The 20,940-nt window shown below is 61.9% G+C and carries 25 protein-coding genes; 13 read left to right on the forward strand and 12 right to left on the reverse strand.

All coding sequences use genetic code 11. The features are described from left to right. Positions 1 to 5: 5 nt before the first annotated feature. The 3 genes from ACN2XU_RS10385 to ACN2XU_RS10395 all read left to right on the forward strand — a co-directional run bounded on the left by ACN2XU_RS10385 (position 6) and on the right by ACN2XU_RS10395 (position 2,690). Positions 6 to 731: a 16S rRNA (uracil(1498)-N(3))-methyltransferase gene (locus ACN2XU_RS10385; protein ID WP_419410365.1), complete on the forward strand. Its 726-nt coding sequence runs from the start codon at positions 6 to 8 to the stop codon at positions 729 to 731. Then, positions 728 to 1,252 carry a hypothetical protein gene (locus ACN2XU_RS10390; RefSeq protein WP_419410366.1) on the forward strand — a complete coding sequence of 175 codons (525 nt, stop codon included), beginning with the start codon at positions 728 to 730 and terminating at the stop codon, positions 1,250 to 1,252. Before ACN2XU_RS10385 ends, ACN2XU_RS10390 begins: the two co-directional genes overlap by 4 nt. 67 nt (positions 1,253 to 1,319) lie before the next feature. Next, positions 1,320 to 2,690: a glutamate--cysteine ligase gene (locus ACN2XU_RS10395; protein ID WP_419410367.1), complete on the forward strand. Its 1,371-nt coding sequence runs from the start codon at positions 1,320 to 1,322 to the stop codon at positions 2,688 to 2,690. A gap of 20 nt (positions 2,691 to 2,710) precedes the next feature. Here the strand turns inward: ACN2XU_RS10395 and ACN2XU_RS10400 are convergent, their stop codons facing one another. The 4 genes from ACN2XU_RS10400 to ACN2XU_RS10415 all read right to left on the reverse strand — a co-directional run bounded on the left by ACN2XU_RS10400 (position 2,711) and on the right by ACN2XU_RS10415 (position 6,296). Next, a complete protein-coding gene (locus tag ACN2XU_RS10400; RefSeq protein WP_419410368.1) occupies positions 2,711 to 3,295 on the reverse strand; it encodes a DUF805 domain-containing protein in 585 nt (194 codons plus the stop codon). Between the two features lie 138 nt (positions 3,296 to 3,433). After that, the gene (locus ACN2XU_RS10405) at positions 3,434 to 5,008 is read right to left on the reverse strand and encodes a gamma-glutamyltransferase family protein (RefSeq protein WP_419410369.1); all 1,575 of its coding nucleotides are present in this window, start codon (positions 5,006 to 5,008) and stop codon (positions 3,434 to 3,436) included. A 472-nt stretch (positions 5,009 to 5,480) separates the two neighbouring features. Then, positions 5,481 to 5,936: an ATP-binding protein gene (locus ACN2XU_RS10410; protein WP_419410370.1), complete on the reverse strand. Its 456-nt coding sequence runs from the start codon at positions 5,934 to 5,936 to the stop codon at positions 5,481 to 5,483. A 24-nt stretch (positions 5,937 to 5,960) separates the two neighbouring features. After that, positions 5,961 to 6,296, reverse strand: coding sequence for an STAS domain-containing protein (locus ACN2XU_RS10415; RefSeq protein WP_419410371.1), 336 nt, complete (start codon positions 6,294 to 6,296; stop codon positions 5,961 to 5,963). A gap of 88 nt (positions 6,297 to 6,384) precedes the next feature. Between ACN2XU_RS10415 and ACN2XU_RS10420 the strand changes: the two genes are divergently transcribed. The 6 genes from ACN2XU_RS10420 to ACN2XU_RS10445 all read left to right on the forward strand — a co-directional run bounded on the left by ACN2XU_RS10420 (position 6,385) and on the right by ACN2XU_RS10445 (position 10,764). Next, entirely contained in the window at positions 6,385 to 7,557 is a 1,173-nt protein-coding gene (locus tag ACN2XU_RS10420; protein WP_419410372.1) for an acetyl-CoA C-acyltransferase, read from the forward strand. A gap of 24 nt (positions 7,558 to 7,581) precedes the next feature. Beyond that, positions 7,582 to 8,043, forward strand: a complete 462-nt coding sequence (locus tag ACN2XU_RS10425) for a free L-methionine (R)-S-oxide reductase MsrC (RefSeq protein WP_419410373.1) — start codon at positions 7,582 to 7,584, stop codon at positions 8,041 to 8,043. A gap of 77 nt (positions 8,044 to 8,120) precedes the next feature. After that, positions 8,121 to 8,744, forward strand: coding sequence for a LysE family translocator (locus ACN2XU_RS10430; RefSeq protein WP_419410374.1), 624 nt, complete (start codon positions 8,121 to 8,123; stop codon positions 8,742 to 8,744). Continuing rightward, a complete protein-coding gene (locus ACN2XU_RS10435) occupies positions 8,744 to 9,112 on the forward strand; it encodes a GFA family protein (protein WP_419410375.1) in 369 nt (122 codons plus the stop codon). Before ACN2XU_RS10430 ends, ACN2XU_RS10435 begins: the two co-directional genes overlap by 1 nt. Before the next feature lie 3 nt (positions 9,113 to 9,115). Next, positions 9,116 to 10,012 (forward strand): homocysteine S-methyltransferase family protein, encoded by an 897-nt coding sequence (locus tag ACN2XU_RS10440; protein ID WP_419410376.1) that lies wholly within the window; start codon positions 9,116 to 9,118, stop codon positions 10,010 to 10,012. Positions 10,013 to 10,116: 104 nt separating this feature from the next. Continuing rightward, positions 10,117 to 10,764: an RluA family pseudouridine synthase gene (locus ACN2XU_RS10445; RefSeq protein WP_419410377.1), complete on the forward strand. Its 648-nt coding sequence runs from the start codon at positions 10,117 to 10,119 to the stop codon at positions 10,762 to 10,764. A 207-nt stretch (positions 10,765 to 10,971) separates the two neighbouring features. Here ACN2XU_RS10445 and ACN2XU_RS10450 read toward each other — a convergent pair whose 3' ends face one another. Further along, positions 10,972 to 12,411, reverse strand: coding sequence for an aldehyde dehydrogenase family protein (locus tag ACN2XU_RS10450; RefSeq protein ID WP_419410378.1), 1,440 nt, complete (start codon positions 12,409 to 12,411; stop codon positions 10,972 to 10,974). A 197-nt stretch (positions 12,412 to 12,608) separates the two neighbouring features. Here ACN2XU_RS10450 and ACN2XU_RS10455 point away from each other — a divergent pair, with 197 nt between their 5' ends. Beyond that, positions 12,609 to 13,262: a peroxiredoxin gene (locus ACN2XU_RS10455; protein WP_419410379.1), complete on the forward strand. Its 654-nt coding sequence runs from the start codon at positions 12,609 to 12,611 to the stop codon at positions 13,260 to 13,262. Positions 13,263 to 13,445: 183 nt separating this feature from the next. Here ACN2XU_RS10455 and ACN2XU_RS10460 read toward each other — a convergent pair whose 3' ends face one another. Beyond that, positions 13,446 to 14,093 (reverse strand): VPLPA-CTERM sorting domain-containing protein, encoded by a 648-nt coding sequence (locus ACN2XU_RS10460; protein WP_419410380.1) that lies wholly within the window; start codon positions 14,091 to 14,093, stop codon positions 13,446 to 13,448. A 300-nt stretch (positions 14,094 to 14,393) separates the two neighbouring features. Between ACN2XU_RS10460 and ACN2XU_RS10465 the strand changes: the two genes are divergently transcribed. Together ACN2XU_RS10465 and ACN2XU_RS10470 are read left to right on the forward strand one after the other, a co-directional pair. Further along, positions 14,394 to 15,431: a succinylglutamate desuccinylase/aspartoacylase family protein gene (locus tag ACN2XU_RS10465; protein WP_419410381.1), complete on the forward strand. Its 1,038-nt coding sequence runs from the start codon at positions 14,394 to 14,396 to the stop codon at positions 15,429 to 15,431. 117 nt (positions 15,432 to 15,548) lie between these two features. Then, on the forward strand, positions 15,549 to 16,337 hold the full coding sequence (locus ACN2XU_RS10470; protein WP_419410382.1) for an exodeoxyribonuclease III: 789 nt from the start codon (positions 15,549 to 15,551) through the stop codon (positions 16,335 to 16,337). A 103-nt stretch (positions 16,338 to 16,440) separates the two neighbouring features. Here the strand turns inward: ACN2XU_RS10470 and rpsO are convergent, their stop codons facing one another. From rpsO to ACN2XU_RS10490, 4 genes are all read right to left on the reverse strand, one after another. Continuing rightward, positions 16,441 to 16,710, reverse strand: coding sequence for a 30S ribosomal protein S15 (rpsO, locus tag ACN2XU_RS10475; RefSeq protein ID WP_419410383.1), 270 nt, complete (start codon positions 16,708 to 16,710; stop codon positions 16,441 to 16,443). Positions 16,711 to 16,906: 196 nt separating this feature from the next. Next, positions 16,907 to 18,076: a calcium-binding protein gene (locus ACN2XU_RS10480; protein ID WP_419410384.1), complete on the reverse strand. Its 1,170-nt coding sequence runs from the start codon at positions 18,074 to 18,076 to the stop codon at positions 16,907 to 16,909. 87 nt (positions 18,077 to 18,163) lie between these two features. After that, positions 18,164 to 18,463, reverse strand: coding sequence for a DUF5665 domain-containing protein (locus ACN2XU_RS10485; RefSeq protein WP_419410385.1), 300 nt, complete (start codon positions 18,461 to 18,463; stop codon positions 18,164 to 18,166). Then, positions 18,453 to 18,971 carry a DUF1643 domain-containing protein gene (locus ACN2XU_RS10490; RefSeq protein ID WP_419410386.1) on the reverse strand — a complete coding sequence of 173 codons (519 nt, stop codon included), beginning with the start codon at positions 18,969 to 18,971 and terminating at the stop codon, positions 18,453 to 18,455. Before ACN2XU_RS10490 ends, ACN2XU_RS10485 begins: the two co-directional genes overlap by 11 nt. A 94-nt stretch (positions 18,972 to 19,065) precedes the next feature. Between ACN2XU_RS10490 and ACN2XU_RS10495 the strand changes: the two genes are divergently transcribed. Further along, positions 19,066 to 20,040: a threonine ammonia-lyase gene (locus ACN2XU_RS10495; RefSeq protein ID WP_419410387.1), complete on the forward strand. Its 975-nt coding sequence runs from the start codon at positions 19,066 to 19,068 to the stop codon at positions 20,038 to 20,040. Between the two features lie 64 nt (positions 20,041 to 20,104). Here ACN2XU_RS10495 and ACN2XU_RS10500 read toward each other — a convergent pair whose 3' ends face one another. Further along, positions 20,105 to 20,287 (reverse strand): Trm112 family protein, encoded by a 183-nt coding sequence (locus ACN2XU_RS10500; protein ID WP_419410388.1) that lies wholly within the window; start codon positions 20,285 to 20,287, stop codon positions 20,105 to 20,107. Beyond that, positions 20,284 to 20,928 carry an LON peptidase substrate-binding domain-containing protein gene (locus tag ACN2XU_RS10505; RefSeq protein WP_419410389.1) on the reverse strand — a complete coding sequence of 215 codons (645 nt, stop codon included), beginning with the start codon at positions 20,926 to 20,928 and terminating at the stop codon, positions 20,284 to 20,286. The genes ACN2XU_RS10500 and ACN2XU_RS10505 overlap by 4 nt, the downstream gene beginning before the upstream one ends. Between the last annotated feature and the right edge of the window lie 12 nt (positions 20,929 to 20,940).

The following is a 20,940-nucleotide window of genomic DNA, read 5'->3' on the forward strand; positions in this document are numbered from 1 at the left end:
GCCTCATGAATGCGAAAATCCGCCTCTACGTACAGCACCCTTTGGGTGAGGGACAACCGGTGCCGCTGTCGCGGGAACAGGCTCATTACCTTTTCGGCGTCATGCGGCTCAGTGTGGGGGACGCGGTTGCGCTGTTCAACGGGCGTGATGGCGAATGGCAAGCCGAGGTCATGGAGGCGGGTAAGCGTGGCGGCACTCTCGCATGTCGCCTGCAGTCCGCGCCTCTGGCTGTGCCTCCGGACCTGTGGCTGTGTTTTGCTCCGATCAAGAAGGCCCGCACCGATTTCATCGTCGAAAAGGCTGCCGAATTGGGAGTCCGGCGCGTTGTTCCTGTTGCGACCGAGTTCACCAATTCGGAGCGCATCCGGCAGGATCGGCTGCAGGCCCATGCGGTCGAGGCGGCAGAGCAATGCGGTGGCACCTTCGTGCCCGAGGTCACGGGCCTGATCCGCCTGGACAGGCTCCTGAGCGATTGGCCATCGGGGCGGCGGCTTCTGTTTTGCGACGAGGCGCGCCTCGGTGAACATATGACGCTTCCGGATCGGGAGGCGGCAGGCCCCTGGGCGATTCTCATTGGCCCGGAGGGGGGCTTCAGCGCAAGCGAGCGGGATCGGTTGGCAGGGCTGCCTTTCACGCATCCCATCGCGCTCGGGCCGCGAATTCTGCGCGCCGATACGGCGGCGGTTGCCGCGATGACGCTCTGGCAGGCGTGGTTGGGAGACTGGACATGATCCGGCGCGAGGCGGCCGAAACACTTGTCCGGTTTCGTGAGCCGTTGATCGGTGCGGGCGTTTTGGCGCTCGGGCTGTATTGGGCTTTTTTTACTGGCGGCGGGCTGCTGCATTGGATCGGCTATGCGGTGGGTTTGATCGGACTCGCCCTGATTGTCTCGGGTCTGCAACGCGTGCGGTTTCGGCGCGGCGATGGCGGGCCGGGGATCGTGCAGGTTGTCGAAGGCCGCATCACCTACTTCGGGCCACTCTCCGGCGGTGTTGTCGATATCGAGGCGCTCAAGGCCCTGACCCTTGTCAGGGAGGCAAAGCCGCCGCATTGGCGGTTGGAGCAACTTGGTCAGCCCCCACTGTTGATCCCGGTAAACGCCGAAGGGGCGGAGGCGCTGTTCGATGCGTTTGCGCATCTTCCGGGCATTCGCACGGAGTACATGCTGCGCGAGTTGGAACGGGGCGAGGCTGATGCGGTTGTGATCTGGCGCGCTGTCACTGTGCGTGATCCTGCCTTTCGGCTGCATTGACACCCGGAAATTTTGCGACCAAGGCTGAAATCCCAAACGCGTCAGGCCCAAATTCGGAGCATTACCCATGTCCATTCCTCAATCCGGCGGCGGGCCGATCGAGAGCCGCGAGCAGATGATCGAGTATCTGGCCTCTGGCAGTAAGCCGAAAGAGGACTGGCGCATCGGCACCGAGCACGAGAAATTCGGCTACTGCAAGGATTCGCTGAAACCGCTGCCCTATGACGGCGAGCGTTCGATTCGCGCGGTGCTGGAAGGGCTGCGCGACCGTCATGGCTGGGACGAAGTGCGCGAAGGCGGCCATCTGATCGGCCTCGAAAAGGATGGCGCCAACGTCAGTCTTGAACCCGGAGGAGCGCTGGAGCTGTCGGGCGCGCCGCTGGAAACCATCCACCAGACCTGCGACGAGGTGAATGTGCACCTCGCCGAGGTCAAGGGGATCGCTGACGAGATCGGCGTCGGGTTCATCGGGCTTGGCGCTGCGCCGCTTTGGAGCCATGAGGAAATGCCCCTCATGCCCAAGGGCCGCTACAAGCTCATGAACGATTACATGCAAAAGGTCGGCACCATGGGCACCGCCATGATGCGTCGCACGTGCACGGTTCAGGTCAACCTCGATTTCGGCTCGGAAGCGGACATGGTGCAGAAAATGCGCGTCGCGCTGGCGCTTCAGCCCGTGGCGACGGCGCTTTTTGCCAACTCTCCCTTCTTCGAAGGCAAGGTGAATGGTCACAAAAGCTGGCGCTCGGTGATCTGGCGCAATCTGGACGACGCCCGCACCGGCATGTTGCCCTTCGTCTTCGACGAGGGATTCGGATTCGAAGCCTGGGTCGATTACGTACTCGATGTGCCGATGTATTTCGTCTACCGCGATGGCAAGTATATCAATGCCTTGGGCCAATCATTCCGCGATTTCCTCAAGGGTCAGCTTCCGGCCCTGCCGGGCGAGACGCCGACGCTCTCCGACTGGGCTGATCACCTGACCACGGTGTTCCCCGAAGCGCGGCTCAAGAAATACATCGAAATGCGCGGTGCCGATGGCGGCCCGTGGCGGCGTCTTTGTGCCTTGCCTGCCTTCTGGGTCGGCCTGACGTACGATCAGGGAGCGCTGGATGCAGCTTGGGACCTTGTGAAGGATTGGGACGCGGAAACCCGGGAGGCGCTACGCGTTGCGGCCTCTGTTGACGGGCTGCAGGCCGAGGTGGGCGGCTTGAAGATGCACGATCTTGCGCGCGAGGTCGTCGATATCGCTGACGCAGGCCTCAAGGCGCGGGCCCGGCCCGGTGCCGGCGGTCTTGTTCCGGACGAGACGCATTTCCTCAATGCGCTGAAGGAAAGCATCGAAACCGGAAAAGTGCCCGCCGACGAATTGCTCGACCGTTACAACGGCGACTGGAACGGCGATCTAACCCGCATCTATGCAGACTACAGCTACTGATCGCGCAGAGGGGCAGGGCGTCAGGCGCCCTGTCCGAGCACCCGCGTGCGGTAGTAATCCTTGATCTCGTTGCGGCGCTGTTCAATCATGTCTGGCGTTGGTTCCGCCTCGCCGTTCACGAGGTAGGCGTAGCTCTGGTACGCGTTGTGCGGCTTGACGTCCTGTCTTTGAACTTCAGACAGCCCCATGCGCCGGCTCTGCGACGTCTTTTCATGAGTCCAGCAATGCGCCGGGGGCTGCCCCCAGGCATTTTCGTCAGGCTGTGATGGCAGCGTCAGAATGAAATGCGTGATGACCGGCCCGATCAGCGGCACGGCGACCAGAAACAGCCAAAACCCGGACCGCCCCGTATCGTGCAACCGACGTATGCGCAGCGACAGGTAAGGAACGAAAGACAGGATCAGGATCCACGGCGTGAGCAAAGTGCTCATCCCGAAGGCTTCACTCCCCCTTTCCAGGAGGGTGAGGCCATCCATGACAATTGATCCCAGGGTTAGACCGCCAAGGAACAGGAAGGCCCACCAGAACTCGGCCCGCGTGGCGCGCCCACTGAAATCGAAGGCCTTGAACGCGAAGTTCTCAACGGCTGCAATCGGTCCGACCATGTGCCAGCTCTCCCGGATCTGTTAACCCTATGGGTGGCAACAGACCGGGGCCAAAATTGGGCGGGGCGGGGGCAACTGTCTGGCCAGCCCTGCGAATTGATGAAAATTTGCAGGATTGTCCCGGCCCCCGCCGCAGTTTCAGTAGCCGATGGCGCAGCCGTCCTTTCGCGGATCGGATGCGCCTTCGAGAACGCCATTTTCATGGATAACAATCGCCTGTGCGCCCCCGATGGGCGTTTCGGGGGTTTCGATGTCGTGCCCCTTCTCGGCCAATACCTTGGCAACATCCGGGGCAAAACCGCGCTCCAGTCGCAGTTTGCCTGCTTCGGCAAAGCTGCGCGGAGCGTCGAGCGCCTCTTGGGCATGCATCCCGAAATCGGTCATGTTCGACACCACGCGGGCGTGGCCGTTGGGCTGATATTGTCCGCCCATTACGCCAAAGGGCATCGTCACTCGTCCGCCATCGCGCAGCATCGCGGGGATGATGGTGTGCATGGGGCGCTTGCCGCCTTGCATCTCGTTCGGATGCCCCTCCTTGAGCGAGAAACCCGCGCCGCGATTTTGAAAAAGAATGCCGAACTTGTCGGACGCGATACCGGAGCCGAAGCCGTGAAAGACCGAATAGATCAGCGATACGGACATGCGATCCTTGTCGACCACGGTGATGTAGATCGTGTCTTTATGCACCGCTTCGGAGGCCTGTGTGGCAGAGGCCATGGCGCGCTTGGGGTCGATCAACCCGGCGAGCTCTACCGCCGTTTCCATACTGGTCAGATGCTCCAGCCGGTCCATGGTCTCCGGATCAGACAGGAACCGGTTGCGGGCGTCATAAGCCAGTTTGGCCGCCTCCGCCTCGAGGTGCACACGCTCCGCGCCAAACGGCTCAAGCGAGGAAATATCGAACTGCGACAGGATATTCAGCATCAATTGGGCAATGATGCCCTGACCGTTTGGCGGGTGCTCCAGAAGCTCACGCCCGCGATAATCGCTGCCGACCGGGGCGCCGACCGTGCAGTGCGTTGCGGCAAAGTCATCGAGCGTGTGCTTGCCGCCGAGCGCTTGCAGCGACGCCACCATATCCTCGGCCACTTCGCCTTCGTAAAACCCTTTTCGCCCGTCTTTTGCGATGCGTTTCAGAGCCTCGGCCTGCGCGGGCAGGGCAAAAAGATCGCCGGGATTCGGGATGGCGCCGGGTTGGAAATGGCGCAGCGCGTGGCCTTGCAGGACGCCCGCGTCCCTGGCCCAGTCGAAGGCAACGCGCGGCGCGATGGGAATTCCGTGCTCCATGTAATGGATCGCCGGAGCGAGGCTGTCGGCAAGCCCGAGCTTGCCCCAGTTTTCCGACATGGTGCAAAAGGCGTCGATCGCGCCAGGGATGGTGACCGCATCAGGCGTGTTCAGCGGCACAGTGGCCATGCCCTTGTCCCGCAGACTTGAGGCGGAGGCGGCGGCCGGCGCGCGGCCGGAGCCGTTGACGGCGATGACATCGTCGCTGCCGGCGGGCGAGACGAGCGTAAAGCAATCGCCGCCGATCCCGGTCATTTGCGGCTCGGCCAGGCCAAGCAGTACAGCGCCCGCGATGGCGGCGTCCATGGCATTGCCGCCCCGGCGCAGAATTTCGACAGCTGCGTTCGCGGCGATCGGATGCGAGGTCGCGCAAATGCCATTCGTGGCATAGACCGCCGAGCGTCCTGGTAGTTGGAAATCACGCATGGGTCAGGCTCCTCCCTCAATGCTTTCGGCGCGAGGATAGACCCGTGCGGGCCGAGGTCAATGGAGGCTATGCTTTGGAAGAAGTGTCTCGACGCCGTGCACTGGGTGGGGGCTGTTAATGCACGGCGCCGAGTGAAGCCTATTGCAGCTACAAGACGGATCTTGTCGCGCAATGCGGGCAGAATTGTGGTGCGGTTTGGGAAAATGCACGGCTTGTAAGCGGCCACCTGGCAATGCCGAATTCGCCGCGCGCGGCGCGGGAAGGACGATTGCAATGTCGGGGATCGGAGTAAGTGCCTCGGCGCCACGCACTGGGTGGGGGCTGTTAATGCGCGACGCCGAGGGAAGCTTTATGCAGCTACAAGAACAGGAATGCCGGTTCTTTCTGTCGTGAATATGGCGCCAAGCGGACGATTTGAAGAAGCAGGGAATTGTAACGATTCCCAAGCGGTGAGGGACGGGGTGCGCGATGTCAGTCGGCGTCCTTGATCGGGATCGAAAAGTCGAGCAGGTTGATCCCGTCCTTGCGGCGATAGCGCAGTTCGTCGGTCATGCTGCGGATGAGGAACCAGCCAAATCCGCCTTCCGGCAGATCTGCCAGGGCAACATCGACCGATTTCATTTCGCCGGTGGGCAAGCTGCTTTGCGGCATCATGCCGCCAGAGTCCTCGATCCGCGCCTTGAGATGTGTGGCGTCCAGCGAGAGCGTAATCCGGATCTCGCCGTTGTCAGCGTCCTTGTAAGCATGTTCCACGATATTGTTCATCGCCTCGGCAAGCACGAGTTCGCAAGGACCCAGTTTTTCCGCGCGTACGCCCCGTTGGATCAGAGCGTTCCGGATATCGCCAAGGGTCTCCCGGACTGCTTCCGGGCGGCTGGACAGGACATAGCGCAGCGTACTGCCGTCCTGGTCTTCAACCGGCTGCATGGCCTGTTCTCCCATCGCTGCCGGTCAGGCGGCGGTTTGCGTCGCTGCGTCGACGGATTCGTGAATTTTGAAAATCGAATCCATGCGGGTCATCCGAAAAACCTTGTCGACATTGGCGGTGAGGCTGGACAGTTCCAGTTTTCGCCCATCGGGCATCAGCTTCATGGCGGCGACGATCGCGCCGAGGCCGCTCGAATCGATGAAATCCACGTGTTCGAGATTGAGGACGACGCGATCATCGGCGCCGACTACCACTTCGCGCATCTTGTCCTTGAATTGTATGGCGACGGCGGCGTCGATCCGGTCCGCCTCGACCGTAATGATCTGGACCGCGCCGTGAGTTTGTGTTGTCAGGTTCATGGCTGCCTCTCAGGTGCTCTTTGTCCAGCACCCTAGACGGCATTCCTTACCATTCGGTATTCAGGGGGCAGACATTGGAGGAGACACCATGCAAGACGTCGTAATCACAGGAGCCGCACGCACCCCGATGGGCGGGTTTCAGGGCGTGTTCGAGAGCGTGAGCGCTTCTGCGCTGGGTGGGGCCGCGATCGCCGGAGCGCTGAAACAGGCAGGGGATCCCGCCGTTGATGAGCTGTTGATGGGATGCGTCCTGCCAGCAGGGCAGGGACAGGCACCCGCGCGGCAGGCTGGGTTTGCAGCCGGGCTTGGCGAAGAGGTGCCGGCAACGACGCTGAACAAGATGTGTGGCTCTGGCATGAAGGCGGCGATGATGGCCTGGGATCGGCTGGCGCTGGGCCACGCCAGTTTGATGGTCGCCGGCGGCATGGAGTCGATGACACAGGCGCCCTACATGCTGCCCAGGATGCGTGGCGGCGCCCGGATCGGCCACACGCAGGTGATTGACCACATGTTTCTCGACGGGCTTGAGGATGCCTATGACAAGGGCCGCCTGATGGGCACCTTTGCCGAGGATTGCGCCGAGGCGTTTCAATTCACCCGCGAAACGCAGGACCAATACGCGCTTGCGTCGCTTTCGAACGCGCTCGACGCGGAACGCTCTGGTGCGTTCGACGGTGAGATCACGCCGGTGACGCTGCACACGCGAACAGGCGAAGAGATCATCACGCGCGATGAGCAGCCCGGCAAGGCCCGTCCCGAGAAAATCCCGATGCTCAAACCTGCCTTCCGCAAGGACGGAACGGTCACGGCTGCCAATTCCTCGTCTATTTCGGATGGCGCGGCGGCCTTGGTGATGACCACGCTGGCCCAAGCCGCGGCCAGTGGCGCCACGCCGCGCGCCCGCATACTTGGCCATGCCAGCCATGCACAGGCGCCGAAAGACTTTCCCACGGCCCCGGTGCCCGCCGCCCGGAAACTTTTGGAGCGGATCGGCTGGAAGCCTTCGGATGTGGACTTGTGGGAGGTCAATGAGGCCTTCGCTGTTGTGCCCATGGCCTTCATGACGGAAATGGGCCTGCCGCGCGATGTCGTAAACGTCAATGGCGGCGCCTGCGCGCTGGGCCATCCGATTGGTGCCTCCGGGGCGAGGATCATCGTCACCTTGCTCAATGCGCTTGAGACACGTGGATTGAAGCGCGGTGTTGCGGCGATCTGCATCGGCGGTGGCGAAGGCACGGCGATTGCCATAGAGCGGCTGTGAGCCGCCTTCGCAACAGGACTTCCCATGACGACCGTTGACTACACCGCACTGAGCGCAACCATCGCGAGCCTGACAGAGGGTGAGACCGACACGGTCTCGCTCATGGCCACCTTGGCGTGCGAGATACATCACGCCGATGCACGCTTTGACTGGACCGGGTTCTACCGCGTCACTGAGCCCGGGCTTTTGAAGATCGGGCCGTATCAGGGCGGCCACGGATGCCTTGTCATTCCTTTCGCGCGCGGGGTTTGCGGCGCTTGCGCACGGACCGGTGAGGCGCAAATCGTTGAGGATGTAGAGGCCTTTCCAGGGCATATCGCCTGTTCCAGTTCGACTCGCTCCGAGCTGGTGCTGCCGGTGCGCAATGCGGCCGGTGCGTTGCTTGGCGTTCTGGATATCGACAGCGACAGGTCGGGCGCGTTCGACCGGGCGGATGCGGAGGCGCTGCAGGCAATCCTGAATGCGACCTTTGCAGATGCCTCCTGAGACCATCGGCGCGTGTCTTGGGCGGGTCCAGTGCCGATGTCTCCTGAACGCGCTTTTGGCGCCGCAGGCCGGATAAAATGACGCTCGAAGGCTGGATCGTATTCGCGAGCTTCTGGGTGCTCTTCGTGACCTCGCCGGGGCCCAATGCCGTCAACTGCATTCAAAACGGTATGAGTTTTGGCTTTGCCCGCGGCCTGTGGGGGGTGCTGGGTATCATGACGCAGGCGCTGCTTTTCCTGTTCTTGTCGGCGGCGGGGATCACCGCGCTTCTGACGGCTTCTCCTGCGGGCTTCCTGATCGCCAAGATCGTCGGGGCGTTGGTGCTGATCGGGCTGGGGCTGCGAAACTGGCGCCGCGCCGCGCAGCCCATGGCGCAGGCCGAGGCGCCCTCGCGCCACATCTATTCACGCGCTTTCATGATCGCGACGATCAACCCCAAGTCGGTTGCGGGCTATCTTGCCGCGTTCTCGCAATTCGTGCAGACGGAGATACCCATCGGGCCGCAAATGTGGGTGATCGTGCCCACGGCGCTGACGATCACCGCCGCGAGTTATGTCACCTATACAACCTTCGGCGTGATGATCGGGAAGGCGGCGCTCTCGGCGGTTGCCAACACCACCATTCGCCGCGTATTGGCAGGATGTTTCATCCTCTATGGCCTCGCGCTCGCCGCCACGGCCCTACCCTTGGGAGAGTTGTAATGCAGGGTTCCTGTGCCTGTGGGGCGATCACCTTTGCGGTCAATGATGTGCCGCTCGGGGCCTCGTGCTGTCATTGCTCGCAGTGCCGAAAGATGTCCGGGCATGTCTGGAGTTCTGCCTATGTCCAGGCAAGCGCGCTCGCCATCGCTGGCCCGGTCAAATGGGTTGCGCTGACGGAGGTGGCACACCGTGGCATATGCCCGGACTGCGGCGCGTTTCTGTTCTGGAAGGCGCATGAAGAGGACACCATGAGCTTTGCTCTCGGCGCAATCGACGGGCCAACCGGCCTTGCTCTCGAAAAACACATCTTCACAGCCACAAAAGGGGACTACTACACCCTTTGCGATGGTCTGCCACAAAAGGACTGACCGATGACGAAACCTGCAATCACCCTGCTCGACGGTGGCATGGGGCAGGAACTGGTAAAGCGATCGGGCGATGCGCCCACCGCGCTCTGGTCAACGCGCGTGATGATGGATCGGCCCGGTCTGGTGGCTGATATACACCGCGCCTATTTCGAGGCCGGTGCCGTCATCGCGACGGCAAACACCTATGCGATCCTGCGTGACAGGCTTGTGCGGGAAGGGCTCGAAGACGCCTTCGAATCGTTGCATGCCAAAGCGCTGGAGGAGGCGCGCACCGCGCGGGATGGATTTGGACAGGGACGGATCGCCGGGGCCATCGGGCCGCTTGGAGCCACTTATCGCCCTGACGTGCACCCGCCGGTTTCTCAGGCTGTGCCGCTCTATCGCGAGATCGCCGACCTGCAGGCACCGCATGTGGATCTGTTCTTGCTCGAATCCGTCGCATCGCTTGACCATGCCCGCGCTGCCCTTGCTGCCACGCGCGATCACGGCAAGCCGGTCTGGCTGTCGGTGACGGTGGACGACGCGGATGGGGCGCGGCTGCGCTCCGGCGAAGCTGTTGCCGATCTGCTGCCCCTGCTGGACGGGGCGGCGGCGCTTCTCGCAAATTGCTCGACCCCGGAGGCGATGCCGGCTGCGCTGGAAGTGTTTGCGCGGCAAGAGCTGCCGTTTGGCGCCTATGCCAATGGATTTACCGCGATCAGCGATGGCTTTCTTGTCGATGCTCCGACTGTAGATGCGCTGAGCGCGCGCGCTGATATGGGACCCGATGCCTATGCCGATCACGTGATGGCCTGGCTTGATATGGGCGCCACGCTCGTCGGCGGCTGTTGCGAAACCGGGCCGGAGCACATTCGCGCGATTGCAGATCGTTTGAAATGTGCGGGCTACGACATCGCCTAGGCGCGGGACGGTTGCCCTGCCTTGGATGCCGTGTGGTCCCGAAGGCCGAGCAATGCGGCGCGGAAGGCTTGCCTTCCCCGCCCCGCCGCGCCTAAAGGAGGCGGATGAGCGACACCTATGATCCGCCGCAGGGGGAAATCCCCGTCCTGCATGAAGACAGCGATCTGCTGATCGTCCACAAGCCCGCCGGCCTTCTGTCCGTACCGGGCAAGGGAGAGGGGCTGGAGGATTGTCTGTTGTCCCGGCTTGAGGCGGCCTTTCCCACCGTGCGACTGGTGCATCGGCTGGATCGGGACACGTCCGGCGTCATGGTCTTTGCCCTGACCGCCCATGCGCAAAAACACCTCGGGCAGCAATTCGAAGCGCGAAAGGTCAAGAAAACCTACGTGGCGCGGTTGGCAGGAGAGTTGGAGCCGAAGGACGGCGAGGTGGACCTGCCGCTGATCGTCGACTGGCCCAACCGCCCGCGTCAGATGGTTTGCCATGACACCGGCAAACCGTCGCTGACCGGTTGGAAGGTGGTGAAATCCGGAGACGGTGAAACGCGGGTGCGGCTGTTTCCGCATACGGGACGCAGCCATCAGCTGCGCGTACATATGCTGGCACTGGGGCATCCGATTCTGGGCGACGAACTGTACGCGCCCGAGACTGCGGCGTCTTACCCGCGCATGATGTTGCATGCAGAAGAGTTGCGCGTGAACCATCCCGAAAACGGGCGCGGCATGAAATTTCGGGCGAAGCCGGATTTTTGACAGACGTGCGGGGTGAAACCCCGCCCTACGGACCCGTGCGCTCTCACGCGTTGATGTCCTGCCTTGGGCAGGCAGCGCGTTGCCCGCATGGCGCGGCGACCCGCCCCCCGAAGTCCTTGCAAAGCGAAGACGCCCGGGCCGGTTTGCCCATCCTTGAACGTTGGGTCGTGATGCGCGGGACCATAGCCGATCCCGCGCAATACGTTGTTATTCGGCGGCCCAGCCGCTGACGGCTTTGACCTCGACAAAGTCGTGGATGCCCCAGCTGCCTGCCTCGCGGCCATTGCCGGAGGCTTTCATACCGCCAAACGGGGCACCGGCTCCGCGCGACTGGCCGTTCATCTCGACCATCCCGGAGCGCAATTGCCGGGCGAGGCGCACGCGGCGCTGATCGTCGGTGCTTTGGACATAGTTGGTCAGGCCATAGGGGGTATCGTTCGCGATCTGAACCGCCTCATCCTCTGTTTCGAACTTCAGGATGGAAAGCACGGGGCCGAAGATCTCTTCGCGCGCGATCGTCATGTCATTCGTCACATCGGCAAAGACCGTCGGGCGCACGTAGAAGCCCTTGTTCAGACCATCGGGGCGACCGAGGCCACCGGCGACCAGCCGAGCGCCTTCGTCGATGCCTTTCTGAATAAGGTCCTGGATCTTGTCCCATTGGGCGGCGTTGACCACCGGGCCGATGTGGCGTCCGTCTTCGGAAGCGGGACCGACCTCGACCTTGGCGGCGATTGAGGCGGCCTCTTCGACGGCGGCCTCATAGCGCGAGGCTTCGACCAACATGCGCGACGGCGCGTTGCAGGACTGGCCCGAGTTGTTCATCATGTGCAGCACACCGCGCTTGACGGCCTTTTCGTCGGCGTCGGCGAAGACGAGATTGGCTCCCTTGCCGCCGAGCTCAAGATGCACGCGCTTGAGCGAATCCGCTGCCGCCTTGGAGATTGCAATGCCGGCCCGGGTGGAGCCGGTGAAGCTGACCATGTCGACATCCGGATGCACCGACAACTGGGAGCCGACGCCCGCGCCATCGCCGTTCACGAGGTTGAAAACCCCCGGGGGCAGATCCGCGGCGTCCATGATCTCCGCAAAGACCATGGCATCGAGCGGGCTTTCTTCGGAGGGCTTGAGCACCATCGTGTTGCCCGCCACCAGCGCCGCGCCAACCTTCAGCGTGATCTGGTTCATCGGCCAGTTCCACGGCGTGATCAGACCGCAGACGCCCACGGCTTCGTGGATGATGCGGTCGTTCGGCGCATGATCGCCAAGCGGCGCTTCCCATGGGAAAGCCTTGGCGGCGCGGATGAAGTTCTTCAGATGGGTGAGTCCAGCCCCGACCTGCGCGGTGCTGGCGAGCGCGATGGGTGCCCCCATTTCGAGACTTATGGACTTGGCCAGATCCTCACTGCGCGCCTTGTACGCTTCATAGACGCGTTCCAGAGCCGCGATACGGTCCTCGGGAGCGGTTGCCATCCATCCGGGCAGCGCGGCCTTGGCGGCGGCGACAGCGGCATCGGTGTCGGCTTGACCGCCCAGAGAGATCACGGCACAGGCCTCTTCCGTGGATGGATCAATGACCGGATGGTCGCGCCCCTCGACGGGGTTGACCCAGGTGCCGTTGATGTAGAATTGCTTTTTCTCGATCATGTTGAGCCTCCCATTGGCGATCGACGTGTCCGTTTTCCCGACCATTTGGTCGGTCTTTGGCCGTACTGTGTCATCGGCGATCAGAAGGTTCAAGTACGCCTTTAAATTTAGAATTCAGAATATATCTAAACTGCGTTTACACACCGCCTGCGTAGGCTTTACACCCGCAGGCGAAACCCACGAGAAAGGATGTTTCCATGGCCCTGCGCATCAACCAAGAGATTCCGAACCTGACCGTTCCCACCGATATGGGCGAGATCACGCTCCATGACTGGATCGGTGACAGCTGGGCGATCCTGTTCTCGCACCCGAAGGATTTCACCCCGGTTTGCACCACCGAATTCGGCGCCGTGGCGCAACTGGCTGGCGAATGGGCCAAGCGCAACACCAAGGTGATGGGCATTTCCGTCGATGGTGTGGGCGAGCACAAGCAGTGGAAAGGCGATATCGAAAAGACCGCAGGCGCGCCCGCCGGGTTTCCGATTGTTGCCGACGAGGACCTGACCGTGTCCAAGGCGCTCGACATGCTTCCTGCCGATGCCTACCTGCCCGACGGTCGCACGCCTGCGGATAGCGCGACAGTGCGCTCCGTCTTCATCATCGCGCCGAACAAGAAAGTGCAGTTGATGATGACCTACCCGATGTCGGTGGGCCGGAACTTTGCCGAAATCTTGCGCGCGCTTGACGGTCTGCAGCGGACCTATGAACAACCCTTGGCGACCCCGGCGAACTGGGAAACCGGTCAGGATGTGATCGTGGCCTTGTCGCTGGACGACGCCGCCGCGACCGAGAAATATGGCGCGCTGGATATCAAGCTGCCCTACCTGCGCTTTGCCAAGGACCCGGCATGACACGCCGCTTGCCTTGATTGCGTGAACTGACAAGACCCCCGGTGCCAATACGCCGGGGGTTTTGCATATGCGTCGATTGCGGATCTGGGCGCTGTCTGGATCGTGGATGGACGATCAAAAAGATCGGGGTCGGCCCATAGGTCGATAAGGGCCGTCCACTGGCACGCTGTCCATCCGCCCCTGTTATCCGCGTTTCTTGCGCCGGATCACGCCAAAGCCGGCCATGCCAGCCAGAAGCAATGGCAAAGTGGCGGGCAATGGCACAGCGGCGGTGCTCACGACTGTTGCTGTCATCGACCAGTTCACGATACCGGAGAAATCAACCAACGGACCGGAGTCCGACGCGGTGATATAGAAGCCATATGTTCCCGGGCCGATGGAGGCTCCCGACAAGGCGGGCACGATGTTGAGGTTGCTCACACCGCCAGTGAAACTCTGGTCAATCGTAAAGCCGAGAGGCGTTGTCACCCGGGCCAGAAAGTTCACACCGGAGAAACTTGGGGAGGCCGTTTCCGAGCCAAGGCTGAACGTAAGGTTTGTGATCTCTGTGTCCGCTGCGATGGTCGCGAAAAACGCATCAGACGGGTCGCGCAGGCCAGACGTGTCGCTGCAATCGCCCGCGACGCAATTCAGCCTCAAACGCCCATAGAGGCTGGTTTCTCCGACAAGAATGCCGCCGGGCGCGATATTCGGACCTGCGCCTTCGGTATCGCTATAGTCGCCCCCGGGCGTTGCGCTTTCCAATGCATCGGGATTGACGGTGGCGGCAAAGCCCATTTGGCCAAATACGATAGTCGCGGCCAAGAGGGCCGGAAATTTCAAACGCGTCATACTTTTTCCTAAAATAAAATTTCCAATAAGAGCAAATCTGCGCAGACCTTGGCCACTGTGTAAACCCTTAATTGATTTTGTGGCGTGTTAATCTGCCAAGCCGGTACTGAGCCGGGATTGTGTCCCGATCGCCATTTGCCAGTGCGCGCAGACATGGACGCGTCACCGGCAAATGCGATGGTCTTCCTGATCCGTCATATGAAATCGGCATTTTCCGGATGAGGCGTTCCCGAAGCAGGACAGACAGTTGCGCGCCGCTGTGTGTCACCGTAGGTCTGAGACACGCACAGGAGACTCCCCATGCCCGATGCCTTTGTTATTGGCTCCGAAACCATACCGTCCGGAACCCGGCGCACGGTGGAATTGCCGGTGTCGGTTCTGTCGGATCATACGCCCGTCACCATGTCCGCCCATGTGGTCCACGGGAAAAAGCCCGGACCGGTCATGTTTGTCTCTGCCGCCATCCATGGCGACGAGGTGATCGGAGTGGAGATCGTGCGGCGGCTTCTGAAGGCGGCGCCGGTGTCGCGCCTGGCTGGGACGTTGATCGCGGTGCCGATTGTAAACGCCTTTGGTTTCCTGAACCAAAGTCGTTACCTGCCGGACCGGCGCGATCTGAATCGCTGTTTTCCGGGCCATGCCTCCGGCTCCCTCGCGGCCCGGCTGGCGGATTTGTTCATGACCGAGATTGTCATGCGGTCGAACGTGGGGGTCGATCTGCATTCCGCCGCTGTCGGTCGCGAGAACCTGCCGCAAATACGCCTGTCTCCGGGCAACCCGCGCTTGAAGGTCCTGGGTGATGCCTTCGCGGCGCCGGTGACCATGATGTCGAAAATGCGCGAGGGCTCTTTGCGGATGGAGGCGGAACGCGTCGGTGTCGACGTGCTGCTCTACGAGGCCGGCGAAGGGCTGCGGTTCGATGAGTTCGCTGCACGCGCCGGGGTTGCCGGTATCCTGAGAGTCATGTCCGAGCTGGAGATGATTTCGCCGCGTGGCGTTCCAAAACCGCGCAAGCACGGGGTGCTTTGCGAGGGCTCAGGGTGGCTGCGTGCGCCATCCGGCGGACTGCTGCGCACATTGAAGGCCAGCGGCGATTGGGTCGAGCCGGGCATGATTCTAGGGATCGTTTCAGATCCGTTCGGCGAGCACGAGGCCGAGGTGGTGGCGGAGGAACACGGCATCATCGTCGGGCGCACGAACCTGCCGGTGGTCAACGAAGGCGACGCCTTGTTCCACATCGCCCGCCCCGACAAACGCAAGATGGCAGAGGAGGCCGCAGGCGACTTCGATGCGCATCCCGATGTCCATGCTCTGTTTGATGAGGATGAAATCATCTGACACGCGGTATCGTGTGCGCAGCGGAATTTTCCCTTGTTTTCAACGATAAGTCGCGCCGGGTTGCGCCTCGCCCCGGCACGTTGCACTCTGCGCTGAAACGCGGATAGGAGAGCGGCAATGGGTTTTACACTGGCGACCTGGAACATCAATTCGGTCCGGCTTCGGGCTGACCTGGTGGAGCAGCTCCTGCGGGTGGAGGGGCCGGATATTCTGTGCCTGCAGGAGTGCAAGAGCCCGGTCGACAAGATCCCGATGGCAGGCTTCGAGGCGCTGGGCTACGGCCACATGGTGGCGCGTGGTCAGAAGGGCTATAACGGTGTCGCGATCCTGTCGAAACTGCCGTTGCGAGACGTCGGTGACAGGGATTTCGCCGCGCTCGGACACGCACGACACGTGGCTGCCGAGCTTGAGAACGGAGTGGTCATCCAGAATTTCTATGTTCCTGCAGGCGGAGACATTCCGGATCGTGAAAAGAACGAAAAGTTCGGACAGAAGCTGGATTATCTGTCGGAGATGCGAGACTGGTTTCATGCTGAGAGGCCGAAAAAATCCATACTGGTCGGGGATTTGAACATCGCTCCGCGCGAGGACGACGTTTGGGATCACAAGAAACTGCTGAAAATCGTGAGCCACACGCCAGTAGAGGTCGACGCGCTGGGTGCGGTGCAAGACGCCGGAGCCTGGGTGGACATCACGCGGCAAGACATCCCAGATGGCAAACTCTACTCGTGGTGGTCCTATCGCGCGCGCGACTGGGATGCTGCGGACAAGGGGCGGCGGCTGGACCATGTCTGGGCGACGTCGGACATCTCCGCTTCGGCCCATGGATCGAGAGTGCTCCGGGCGGCGCGGGGCTGGGATAAACCATCCGATCACGCGCCGGTTTTTGCGTCTTTCGATCTCTAAGGGTCTAGCGAGGCTGACGAAGCCACCGACAGGGCAAAACGCCCGCCTTCCAAGGAAGACGGGCGTTTCTGTATCCTTCATGGCCCGTGCTGGGCCAACGCGCTTAGCGGCGAATGCCGAGGCGCTTGATCAGGTCCTGGTAGCGCGCTTCGTCCTTGGCCTTGGTATAGTCCAACAGCTTACGGCGCTGAGCAACCAGCTTGAGCAGACCACGACGCGAGTGGTTATCTTTCTTGTGCGTCTTGAAATGCTCGGTCAGGGTGGAGATGCGCGAGGTCAGAACAGCAACCTGGACTTCCGGCGAACCGGTATCGCCTTCTTTGGTTGCGAATTCTTTCATCAGGCGGTTTTTTTCTTCCGGCGTAATCGACATCGGGGTCTCCTTTCGGATTGAGGGTAATGGCGCGAGCCGGGATGTCGTCCAGCAAGGCCCGTGGAGATATCCGCACTCTTGGCGGATGGTGGCAGATAGACGATTCAGTGAGGTTTGAAAAGCCCCTGAATTGGTTGCGTCCGATTGTTGGTGTGAAACGATCGTGCAGCTTAGGCACCGATCGGTTTCGGCAGGATCAGATCAACGCGCCTGCTGCGCTTTCGCCGACCAGCGCAATGGACGAGATGTCCGGCGCACTGCTGGTGGCCAGCGTTCCGAGGACCGTACCATCCAGAACAATCTCCGACACAGCCGGATCCGTTTGGCTCACGCGGATTTCCAGATCCGGCTCCGCATCGCCATCGCTGTCGTCGTAGACGATCACGATCTGATCTTCGCTGGCGTCAAAGTCATAGAGCGCGGCTGCGTCATCTTCGATCCAGTCGCCAAGAATCACAACATCCGCGCCCTCGCCACCGGAGACAGTATCCCCTTCTCCCGCGACCAGTGTGTCGTTGCCGTCGCCGCCATTGAGGTAATCGCCCTCATCGGTGTCTGCGCCATCGTCATCGCGCTCTACGCCGATGAGAAGATCGTCGTCCCAACCGCCAAACAACGTATCCTGTCCAAGGCCGCCCGCCACGGTATCCGCGCCCTCCCGACCCAGCAGCGCATCGTCGCCTTCATCGCCGTCCATCAGGTCATCGCCGAGGCCGCCGTAGAGATCATCATCACCGGCATCACCGCTCATGACGTCGTTGCCATCGTGGCCGTAGATATCGTCATCGTCTTCGCCACCCGACAGAAGGTCATCGCCCGCGCCGCCGTGCAACGTGTCGTTCTCGCTGCCGCCAAGCAGGGTATCGTTGCCGTCGCTGCCGTGCAATTCGTCATCGGAGGCACCCGCGTTGATCAGATCATCGCCCGCACCGCCATTGAGCAGATCGGTGCCGTCTGTGCCGTCGAGCGTGTCGTCCGCGTCGCTGCCTGCCTCGATCAAACCAGGCATATTGATCAATCCCATGCGACCGAAAAGCGTGGTGGTCTGTGTCACAGGGCCCGCCGTTCCGGGATCCTGTGTCATCCCGATGTCCATGGTCACGGTCTGAGTCGTGGTCTGCTGAGAGGCGCCGATCTCCGGTGCGGGGGTGTCGGCCCCTTCGGCGGCGTCGCTGCGTGTCGCGAAATCAAGGATGCTTGTTCCGGTGCTTTTGCCGTCTTCGTCAGGAGCATCCGTATCCGGTTCAACGCCGCCTGTGGGGGCATCGGCCGGTTCGTCCGCTCCGTCATCCTCGCCAACTGGCAGCCCGACAAAGGCGACCGATCCAAGAACCATCATACCCATGAGGCCAGCAAGAAATAACATGATTGGACACCCCGCACTCCACCGATGACAATATCCGGTATTGCCCTGCGTCGATCAACGAAATTCTCCCAAACAGGTTAATGATGATTAACGGGTGATTTCGCGCTCGCCGGGTTGGATTTCCTGAATGATCTGGGTTGCGAGGTTGCCAAGGATCGGAATGAACTCGACCTGGCTCAGCAGCAGAACAATCACCGAAACCAGCGCCGAGGCTCCAATAACCGTGCCGAGGCCTAGGGCAAGTCCGCGCACGAATTGGAAAAGGATCAGTCGGACAAAGGAATTTTGCACGCGGATGAACCGATGCCTGTTCAGGCGGTGAACTTCGTCGGCCAGCCGTGTCAGGTCCTGATGGAATTGCTCGGAACGCTCCGGGTCAAGCTGCATAACGGGTGTCTTTGCTCCACTGTATCGGGTCCACTGCGTAGGAAACATAGAGAGGATGACGCGGATGGCCAGCCTTTGTCAGCCCCAGATGCCGCACATCGCCGCGCAGGCGGGGGGCCACGCGCGCCGCCTGCCCAAGAAATGACCCATGCACGCCCCATGCCGCGATGGTCATCTGTGCCTTGCCGGACCAGTCGCAAAGGAGCGCTTCGTTTTCGGGACCAATGGGGTCCTTGGCGCGGCGGAGGTCTTCGGGCTTCGTGGCGCGAAAGGCAAAGAGGTTGGCAATCCAAACCGATCCGCAACCCATCGCCTGGGCCCGGCGCTGGCACCGCTCGATGGTGGGGTCATTGCGCAGCTCATCGGCGGTGGAGGGGTTGAGCATGATGAACAGCACCCCAGGGCGTCCTCCGTCCCATTCCCGCGAGAGACCGTAACGATAGCGCTCGCACGGAGAGTATAGCGCCAGACTGCGCGTCCCGTCCTGCTCTGCCGTCCGTTCGATCATGGCGGCACAATGGCGCGACGGCTTTGCGTTGACAAGCCTGACAAACCGAGGCCCACTCCGCCGCGCAAAACCCGCCCTATCCGAGGAGTCCCCGATGGACATCGCCCGTATCGAAGCCGCCGGTGAACGGCTCAAAGGTCAAGCCCGGCGCACGCCTTTGCTCGGCGCTCCGGCGCTCGACGAGATCGCCGGTCGGCGGCTCTTGATCAAGCCGGAATGCCTGCAACGCACCGGCAGCTTCAAGTTTCGGGGTGGCTGGGCGGCGCTCTCGGCGCTCCCCGAGGGCGCGCGGCGACGCGGAGTCATTGCCTTTTCTTCCGGGAACCACGCGCAGGGCGTTGCGCTGGCGGCCCGGGAACATGGGGCGCCGGCGGTGATCATCATGCCCTCCGACGCGCCGCGCCTGAAGATCGAAAACACGCGGGCGCTTGGCGCCGAAGTCGTGCTGTATGAGCGGGGCGGGGCAGAGAGCCGTGAGAGCATCGGCGCGCGCCTCTCTGCCGAACGCGGTCTGACGCTGATCAAACCCTATGATGATCCGGAAGTGATTGCAGGGCAGGGGACATGCGGTCTTGAGATTGCGCAGCAGGCCGCCGAGTTGGGCATAACCGAGGCAGAAGTCCTTGTCTGCTGCGGCGGCGGTGGTTTGACCGCCGGGATCGCCCTTGCGTTGGAGGCGCGGGCTCCCGGGATGCGGGTTCGCCCCGCGGAACCCGAGGGTTTCGACGACACCGCCCGGTCGCTTGCTCTGGGCGAGCGGCAGTCAAACGCGCGCGAGGCGGGAGGGCTTTGTGATGCGATCCTGACGCCGACGCCCGGCGCGCTGACTTTCCCGATCACGTCGCGTCTGTGCGGACCAGGCGTTGTTGTCACGGACGAAGAGGCGCTCAAAGCCATGGCACTGGCGTTCCGTCATCTCAAGGTCGTGGCAGAGCCCGGCGGCGCTGTGGCCTTGGCCGGCGCGTTGTTCCATGGCGATGAGCTTGAAGGAGAGACCGCCATTGCAACCATTTCGGGCGGCAACGTCGAGGCAGCGGTCTTTGCTCAAGCTCTCGCCACGTTGGAGTAACGGGCGGATTTAATGCGACTTTAGAGAAAATACGCGGCGGGCAAAGTGAGCCGCGCAAAAGGACTCAGCCCTTTAACTCCCGCGCCTCATCCACCAACATGACGGGAATGCCAGCCCGGATCGGAAAGGCCAGTCCGGCGGTTTTGCTCACCAATTCCTGATGGTCGATGTCGTAGTCCAGACCGCCCTGCGTGACCGGACAGACCAATGCCTCCAGCATGCGCGGATCAAACGCTTTTTCGCTCATTGCATCACATCCCCTTCTCCGCCGCGCATGGCGTATTCGATCAGCGTCACCAGAGTCTCTCGCCGTGTCCCGAGCGACGGTGCTTCCAGCAGGGCCTGCTTGTCCTCGGGCGAAAAGTCCAGAAGCATTGAAAGAGAATTGATCAACAATTCATCCTCGGCATCTTCCAGAGTTTGCCAGTCGGCCGAAAGGTCCTGTGACGCGAAATAGCGATCCAGCAGACGCATGAACACCTTGCGGTCAAAAGCACAGTCGGTGTCGCTGATTGGCGCACGGTCCTGATCAAACCCGTCCCACGACACCTCGCAGCGCCGGTAGGCAGTAAATCCATCGACCTCACTCTGAACCCGAAACCGCGATATGCCGCTCAGCGTGATCATGTAACGCCCGTCTTCCGTCTCGGAAAACTGGGTTACGCGGCCTGCGCAACCGATCTTGTGCAGGCCACTCTCATCGCGGCCGGGAACCGCGTTCGGCTGTACCATGCCGATCAGCCGGTGTGGCGTCTTGAGACAATCCTCCAGCATCGCAAGGTAGCGCGGTTCAAAGATGTGCAACGGCAACCGCGAGCGCGGCAACAACAGCGCCCCGGGCAACGGAAACACGGGAATGAGTCCCGGAAGGTCAGTCGACTGTTTCATACTAGCCGAGGT

The sequence above is a fragment of the Pacificoceanicola niger genome, assembly GCF_048553275.1.
GTDB lineage: Bacteria > Pseudomonadota > Alphaproteobacteria > Rhodobacterales > Rhodobacteraceae > Pacificoceanicola.